Origin of the sequence: Xenorhabdus sp. KK7.4, assembly GCF_963876465.1 — a bacterium.
Classification (GTDB): Bacteria; Pseudomonadota; Gammaproteobacteria; order Enterobacterales; family Enterobacteriaceae; genus Xenorhabdus; species Xenorhabdus stockiae.
Map to the genome: position 1 here is coordinate 49,202 of NZ_CAWNQF010000076.1, position 7,064 is coordinate 56,265.

Below are 7,064 nucleotides of genomic sequence, written 5' to 3' on the forward strand. Positions count from 1 at the left end.
AAATAATGAATTTTTAGTGTGATGGGTCTTGCTATTTCTGGACTTGAAGTGCAAAATGCCGCCCACTAAAAATAACTGATGTGTAATTATGCATCAGTTATTTTTTTTGCATTGAGTTATTTTTTACAACACCGAGAGGCCGGATATTTTCCGGATCGATACTGACCATAAGCAGCGACTATTAAAAAGGCTGCTGTACTGAGGAACGCAATTATGGAGCAATTATTCCCTTTTGCACTTGTGCCAATCGGCGCTAGCTGCTGCAACGATGACTATGGGGCATGGTCCTCAGTTAATTCGTTATCTCCCACCTTTTCTTTCTTTTCTGTTTATAGACAGATGCGAAGTCTACCCAGTAACTATCGATTAAGTAGTTGTAGTAATGCCCAGATCGAAGTTATGGGAGGTTTCGCTCATGTCGCATAATCCTACTGCTACTCTCGGTACTGTTCAGGCAAGTGCCAGCAATCGTGTTCAGCTGAGAAGAACACTGACCTTATTTCAGGTAGTCATGATGGGCCTTGCTTATATGCAGCCGATGACTATTTTTGACACCTTCGGTATTGTTTCCAAATTGACGGATGGGCATGTTGCAACATCTTATGCCATTGCGTTGATTGCTATTTTATTTACAGCTTTGAGCTATGGGAAACTGGTAAAAAGATTCCCGTCAGCAGGTTCTGCCTACACTTACGTACAAAAATCAATGAATCCCCATCTTGGGTTTATGGTAGGTTGGTCATCTTTGTTGGATTATCTGCTTATGCCGATGATCAACATCCTGTTGGCAAAAATTTACCTTCAGGCTATTTTCCCCGGTATTGATCCGTGGGTCTTCGTAGTGGGTCTGGCGGTGTTAATGACCGTTTTCAATCTGAGTGGCATTAATGTTGTTGCCAATCTTAACGGTCTTATTGTTGTGGTACAGATTGCTGTTATGGTGGTGTTCGTCGGTTTATTAATGCACGGCATACATAACGGTGAAGGTGCTGGCACATTATGGAGTGCCCGACCATTTACATCAGAAGAAGCACAATTAATTCCAATGATTACAGGGGCAACGATACTCTGCTTCTCATTTCTTGGTTTTGATGGCATTACGTCTTTGTCTGAAGAAACGCCTAATGCGGGCAAGGTGATCCCCAAAGCGATTTTCCTTACTGCATTAATCGGTGGTGTTATCTTTATTGCGGTATCTTATTTCCTACAGCTCTATTTCCCTGATGTATCCCGGTTTCAAAACCCGGATGAATCTCAGCCAGAAATTATGCTGTTTGTCGCTGGAGCGTTCTTCCAGGCTATTATTCTGGTCTTCTCCTGCGTCACGGTAATGGCTTCTGGTATGGCTGCGCATGCAGGTGTGGCTCGATTGCTCTATGTGATGGGACGTGATGGCGTACTGCCAGAGAAAGTTTTTGCTTATGTCCATCCAAAATGGCGCACACCATCAATCAACGTTATTCTGGTCGGAATTGTTGCACTATCAAGCGGATTTTTAGACTTAGTCACGGCAACAGCGCTGATCAATTTCGGGGCATTGGTTGCATTTACTTTCGTGAATTTGTCGGTAATTGCTCAATTCTATGTTCGTGAACGCCGTAACACGACGTTGAAAGATACTATCAATTTCCTGTTACTGCCTTTGTTTGGCGCAGGAACCGTGGGTGTACTGTGGACGAATCTGGAAGCCAGCTCTATGGAGTTGGGTTTGATTTGGGGTGGGGTCGGTCTGCTTTATATGTTCTTCCTGACCCGCAGTTTCCGTCAACCTATGCCACAATTCAGTGAATCTGCATAAGAGATACTGCTATATAACTCTTCCGAAACAGCACCTGATGGGTGCTGTTTTTTTATGGATAATAAATTAAAAAGTCACAATAATAGATTGAGCTTCATCCTTTGCTAATTTCGTCACCAATATATCCATCTGGCTCTGTATAAGGTAAGAAAACCATTATGAATGATGCTAATACCCCACAAAATCAGCAACTAATAGCAACTCTCACCCACATTGTGGGTAGTGCTCATATTCTCACCGAACCACAGAAAACAGAGCGTTATCGCACAGGCTTCCGCACTGGGCAGGGAAGTGCTCTTGCTGTTGTCTCACCCGGCTCATTACTGGAGCAATGGAAAGTTTTCAAGGCATGTGTAGATGCAGATAAAATTATTTTAATGCAGGCGGCAAATACAGGGTTAACCGAAGGTTCTACCCCCAATGGTGATGATTATGATCGCGATATTATGATTATCAGCACACTGAGAATGGATAAGATACAGTTTCTTGAATCTGTTAATCAGGTCGTTGCTTTTCCGGGCAGTACATTATGGCATTTAGAAAAAGTGCTAAAACCTCTGGCACGTGAACCGCATTCAGTCATTGGCTCCTCCTGCATTGGCGCATCGGTTATAGGAGGAATTTGTAATAATTCTGGCGGCTCTCTGGTGCAGCGTGGCCCTGCTTATACAGAAATGGCTTTATATGGGCGAGTGAATGAGAAAGGCGAAGCTGAACTTGTTAATCACTTAGGCATAGCTCTGGGTGACTCACCAGAAGATATTCTGACCTGTCTGGAAGAGCGACGCTACCGTGCGGAAGATATTCAACAAAATGGCAGAGCAGCTTCTGATCATGAATATGCTCATCGTGTTCGTGATATTGAGGCGGATACCCCATCACGTTTTAATGCTGATGAACGCAGATTATTTGAGACTTCCGGGTGTGCCGGGAAACTCGTTGTTTTTGCCGTACGACTAGATACCTTTCCGGCAGAGACTCTTAATCAGGTATTCTATATCGGCACTAATCAGCCAGAAGTTTTGACTGAATTACGTAGACATATTTTATCGAATTTTAAACAATTGCCGGTTGCTGGTGAGTACATACATCGGGATGTTTTTGATATTGCTGAAATTTATGGCAAAGATACTTTTGTTATGATTGATAAACTTGGTACAGATAAAATGCCGATGTTTTTCAGTATAAAGGGACGACTGGATGCCATATTCGGAAAAATTCCTTTTCTGCCTCCCAATTTAATAGATCGCGTAATGCAATGGTTAAGTGGTTTACTTCCTTCACATTTACCAACGCGACTTAAAACTTATCGTGACCGTTTTGAACATCACTTGATGCTTAAAATGTCTGGGGATGGAATAAAAGAAGCCAGTGAATGGCTGGAAAATTATTTCAAACAGGCTGACGGAGATTATTTTTCTTGTACGCCGGAAGAAGGAGCTAAAGCGTTTTTACATCGCTTTGCGGCAGCAGGAGCAGCAATCCGATATCAGGCAGTCCACAGTGACGAAGTGGAGGATATTCTGGCGTTAGATATTGCTCTACGGCGTAACGATCAGGAGTGGTTTGAGCATCTGCCGCCAGAAATTAATGAAGCACTGGTTCATCGTTTATATTATGGGCACTTTATGTGCCATGTATTTCATCAGGATTATATTGTTAAAAAAGGTAGGGATATTAAGGCGCTGAAAGAGAAAATGCTGGAAATATTAAATCAGAGAGGGGCAGAGTACCCTGCTGAGCATAATGTTGGTCATCTGTATAAGGCTAAACCTCAGCTTAAACAGTTTTATCAAATGAATGATCCTACTAACAGTTTGAACCCAGGTATTGGTAAAACATCTAAATTAAAAAATTGGGGGGAAGAGCAGGGAGTGCAATGCCCTGATAAATGTTCTGCTCACCAACATGGTCAGAATAATGGATAATGGGCGGATAAAGACAGAAAAAGACAAAATCTTGTCTTTTTCTGTACTGATTTAAATTTACTCAGCCAGTTGAACTGCATAGTCTATTAATGCTTTTAACTGACGGCACTTTTCTTCATCAGATTGATGTTCAATAAAGAGTCGCTCAATAGTTGCAAAATATTGAGTGATATTTTCCTGAGTGAATATTTCCCGGCGATGCTGTAACCAACGCTGCTGTTCACCATAATCCAATGTTGCCGGATAATTTCTGGCACGATAACGGAACAGGAGATCTTTAATACGAGAGTCCTGAAATGTTAAATCCAGCGCAGGCAGATTTTGAGGTGTAGTTTCACGAATAATTTCCATCGCGGTTTTATCGGCATCGCTGAAGAAGCCACTATATAGTTTGGCATCAACATTATCGGATTCAGGAAATTCTTCTGGTTGGGAAAACAATTCGACTATTTTTTCACGGATTTGTGGGTTGTTACGTAAGATAGTCAGGTTTTGTGCGCATTGATTACGATCCAGACCAACTCGCTCTGCATCCTGTGGCCGCAGAGTATTTTCAGGTGCAATGATCGGACATTTATTGATGTGCACTAGTTTGATGGGAACAGGAGACTGATCTGGCTGCAATTTATCCCGGCGGGTATACAAACGCTCACGCAATTCATTAGCATCCAGTTCCAGCAAAGGCGTAATGTCCCCAGCTAAATCGCACATGATAATGGCATTTCGGTTTGTTGGGTGCCATGCTAAAGGTGCTATCAGGCTAATATTACTGCGTAAAGATCCGAACATGCCTGATACATGCACCAGAGGCTTCATTTGTGGAATATCAATCTGATTGCTGACTTTCTGCTTATTTCTTAACTGGAAAAAATAATCAAATAATTTAGGCTGGGCCGTTTTAACCAGTTTTGCCATAGCAATAGTCGCGTAAACGTCTGACATGGCATCGTGCGCATGAGTATGCTCGATTCCATTTGCTTTTGTCAGTTGTTCCAGCTTAAAACTGGGTAATCCGTCATCATTTTCCGGCCAGATAATGCCTTCCGGACGCAGGGCATAGCAGGCACGCAATACATCGAGCAGATCCCAGCGAGAATTACCTTTTTGCCAGCTGTAGGCATAGGGATCATAAAAATTGCGATAAAAAATATTGCGGCTGACTTCATCATCAAAACGGATATTGTTATATCCGAGGATACAGGTATTGGGTTTGCTGAATTCAGTATGGATCAGGCGTGTAAACTCTGCCTCATTCACACCTTTTTTCAGAGCCAGCTGGGGAGTAATTCCTGTGATCATGACAGCTTCAGGCTCAGGCAGATAATCATCAGCCGGAGAGCAGTACACCACTAGAGGTTCTTCAATAATATTAAAATCACTATCAGTCCGAACGCCTGCAAACTGTGCAGGACGATCTAAGGCAGGATGTATGCCAAAGGTTTCATAATCATGAACGTAGAAAGTGGGGTTTTTATCGTTACTCAAGGCAATTCTGCATCTGTTGTCTATTGGTTGGACGATATGGTAAACCATATCTGAAACAATCTGAATACTCGAATAATATGGAGAATGAAAGTAATGATAGAAGTTACCGAAGTACTTCCAACGGCGCAGGAATATATCATACTACGTGAACGGGCTGGGTTATCGGCTAAATCCATTAAAGCAGCCGAAAAAGGATTACCCAATTCATTGTTTTCTATTTGTTTACGTGATGAAGGGAAATTGATCGGTATGGGAAGAGTTATTGGTGATGGAGCCTGCTTCTTTGAAATAGTAGATATCATGATTGACCCTGACTATCAGAGCAAAGGGTTAGGGAAGACAGTAATGAATCGGATTGATGTCTGGCTGGAAACTCAGGCTTTGCCGGGCTCTTATGTTTCCTTGATTGCTGATAAACCAGAATTTTATGAAAAAATGGGGTATAAGCTGACATCACCGCAAGCACAAGGAATGTATCGTTGGTTAAAGCTAGTGAAATAAATTAAAAAAATATTTAAATATCATCGAAACTAGCTTGTTTATATATTGCCTGAAATTGTATTGTGTAATCAGCATAAAAAATTATCATTCTGATTAAGTAAAGGTGTGAAAAATGGACAACGCGAATAAACCAACATTCCATAATGTCTTAGAGTTTGTACGTATCTTCCGTAGAAAAAATAAATTACAGCGTGAGATTGTAGACAACGAGAAAAAGGTCCGTGACAACCAAAAACGTGTATTGTTGCTGGATAATCTCAGTGATTACATTAAACCGGGAATGTCAGTTGAAGATATTCAGGGAATAATTACCCATATGCGTAGTGACTATGAAGAGCGGGTTGATGAATATATCATCAAAAATGCTGAACTATCTAAGGAACGCCGTGAATTATCTAAAAAGCTCAAAGCAATGGATGGCGGAGTAAAATAAGGTATTATGTTAACCACGCCATCAGGCGTGGTTACTTTATCAGTTCCAGTTAGGCTTTAATTCTGGGTCAACCAGAGCATAAATCTGAGAGTAAGTCCCTTTATCCTCAGACATTTGATTTAATTGCTGAGCGACATCTTTGCGGCTTACCATACCGTGAACTTCTCCCTGATAACGCTGACAATGACCTGTGCCAGCCTGATCAGTCAACCCTCCCGGACGAATAATAGTGAAATCTAATCTACTGGTTTGCAGATAGCTTTCTGCCAGCGATTTAAGCCGGGCAGACTGGCCGAATAATGATTTGGCTCGTGGTGATAAAGTATGCCAGCTATCTCCACATCCGATGGATGTAACCAAAAGCATTCGTGAGATCTGAGCCTTTTCCAGTGCATCTATAATGGCCATATTACCAAGGTGGTCTGAATTACCGCCCCCAATAGTTGAAAAAACAATCGGGTTTTTTCCGGCATACTCAATCACTTTTTCTATGCTTCTGCTGTCACAAGCATCACCCTGTATTACGTTTACGCCTATTGAGCTCAGTATTGCTGCCTGCTCTTCATTACGGATCAATGCAGTAACAGGACGATTTTGTTCTAGTGCGATATTAACCAGATGGCGTCCGATACCTTTACCGGCACCAAAAATTAACCAGGGCCTCATAGACGTGTTTTCACTCATAATAATTCACCGCTTTAAATGATAATTATCTGAGTTTATTGGAATCAAGGAACAAAGGAAATGAAACAGACTGGCTTTTGTGAAATGTTTGTGGAGTGAGAGAGAAAAATGGCTCCTGAGAGTAGGAGCCATTTGATTGTATATAGAAAACCCCCTGCTAGGCAGGGGGTTCCGTAGAGCTTTCAGCGATGAGGCAGCTATAAAAACCCCTTTTGATTTGTTAAAACACCTTGCG

General features: G+C 41.9%; 6 protein-coding genes. 4 read left to right on the forward strand and 2 right to left on the reverse strand.

What is annotated here, in order from left to right:
* Positions 1-415 precede the first annotated feature (415 nt).
* Complete coding sequence (locus tag AACS90_RS12545; RefSeq protein ID WP_099122980.1) at positions 416-1,798, forward strand: APC family permease; 1,383 nt, start codon at positions 416-418, stop codon at positions 1,796-1,798.
* A gap of 158 nt (positions 1,799-1,956) precedes the next feature.
* On the forward strand, positions 1,957-3,726 hold the full coding sequence (gene dld / locus AACS90_RS12550) for a D-lactate dehydrogenase (protein WP_099122981.1): 1,770 nt from the start codon (positions 1,957-1,959) through the stop codon (positions 3,724-3,726).
* A 57-nt stretch (positions 3,727-3,783) separates the two neighbouring features.
* Here dld and sbcB read toward each other — a convergent pair whose 3' ends face one another.
* Positions 3,784-5,211, reverse strand: coding sequence for an exodeoxyribonuclease I (sbcB, locus tag AACS90_RS12555; RefSeq protein ID WP_241538292.1), 1,428 nt, complete (start codon positions 5,209-5,211; stop codon positions 3,784-3,786).
* Positions 5,212-5,304: 93 nt separating this feature from the next.
* Here sbcB and AACS90_RS12560 point away from each other — a divergent pair, with 93 nt between their 5' ends.
* Together AACS90_RS12560 and tmaR are read left to right on the forward strand one after the other, a co-directional pair.
* Complete coding sequence (locus AACS90_RS12560; RefSeq protein ID WP_206601854.1) at positions 5,305-5,712, forward strand: GNAT family N-acetyltransferase; 408 nt, start codon at positions 5,305-5,307, stop codon at positions 5,710-5,712.
* Positions 5,713-5,824: 112 nt separating this feature from the next.
* Positions 5,825-6,145, forward strand: a complete 321-nt coding sequence (tmaR, locus tag AACS90_RS12565) for a PTS system regulator TmaR (protein ID WP_099122984.1) — start codon at positions 5,825-5,827, stop codon at positions 6,143-6,145.
* A 39-nt stretch (positions 6,146-6,184) separates the two neighbouring features.
* On the opposite strand, the gene AACS90_RS12570 is transcribed toward tmaR, so the two are convergent.
* Positions 6,185-6,811, reverse strand: coding sequence for an NAD(P)-binding oxidoreductase (locus tag AACS90_RS12570; protein WP_099122986.1), 627 nt, complete (start codon positions 6,809-6,811; stop codon positions 6,185-6,187).
* Positions 6,812-7,064 lie beyond the last annotated feature (253 nt).

Coding starts and splice junctions, on each gene's coding strand:
- AACS90_RS12545 (WP_099122980.1), top strand. CDS start 416: ATGTCGCATAATCCTACTGCTACTCTCGGTACTGTTCAGGCAAGTGCC.
- dld (WP_099122981.1), top strand. CDS start 1,957: ATGAATGATGCTAATACCCCACAAAATCAGCAACTAATAGCAACTCTC.
- AACS90_RS12560 (WP_206601854.1), top strand. CDS start 5,305: ATGATAGAAGTTACCGAAGTACTTCCAACGGCGCAGGAATATATCATA.
- tmaR (WP_099122984.1), top strand. CDS start 5,825: ATGGACAACGCGAATAAACCAACATTCCATAATGTCTTAGAGTTTGTA.
- AACS90_RS12570 (WP_099122986.1), bottom strand. CDS start 6,811: ATGAGGCCCTGGTTAATTTTTGGTGCCGGTAAAGGTATCGGACGCCAT.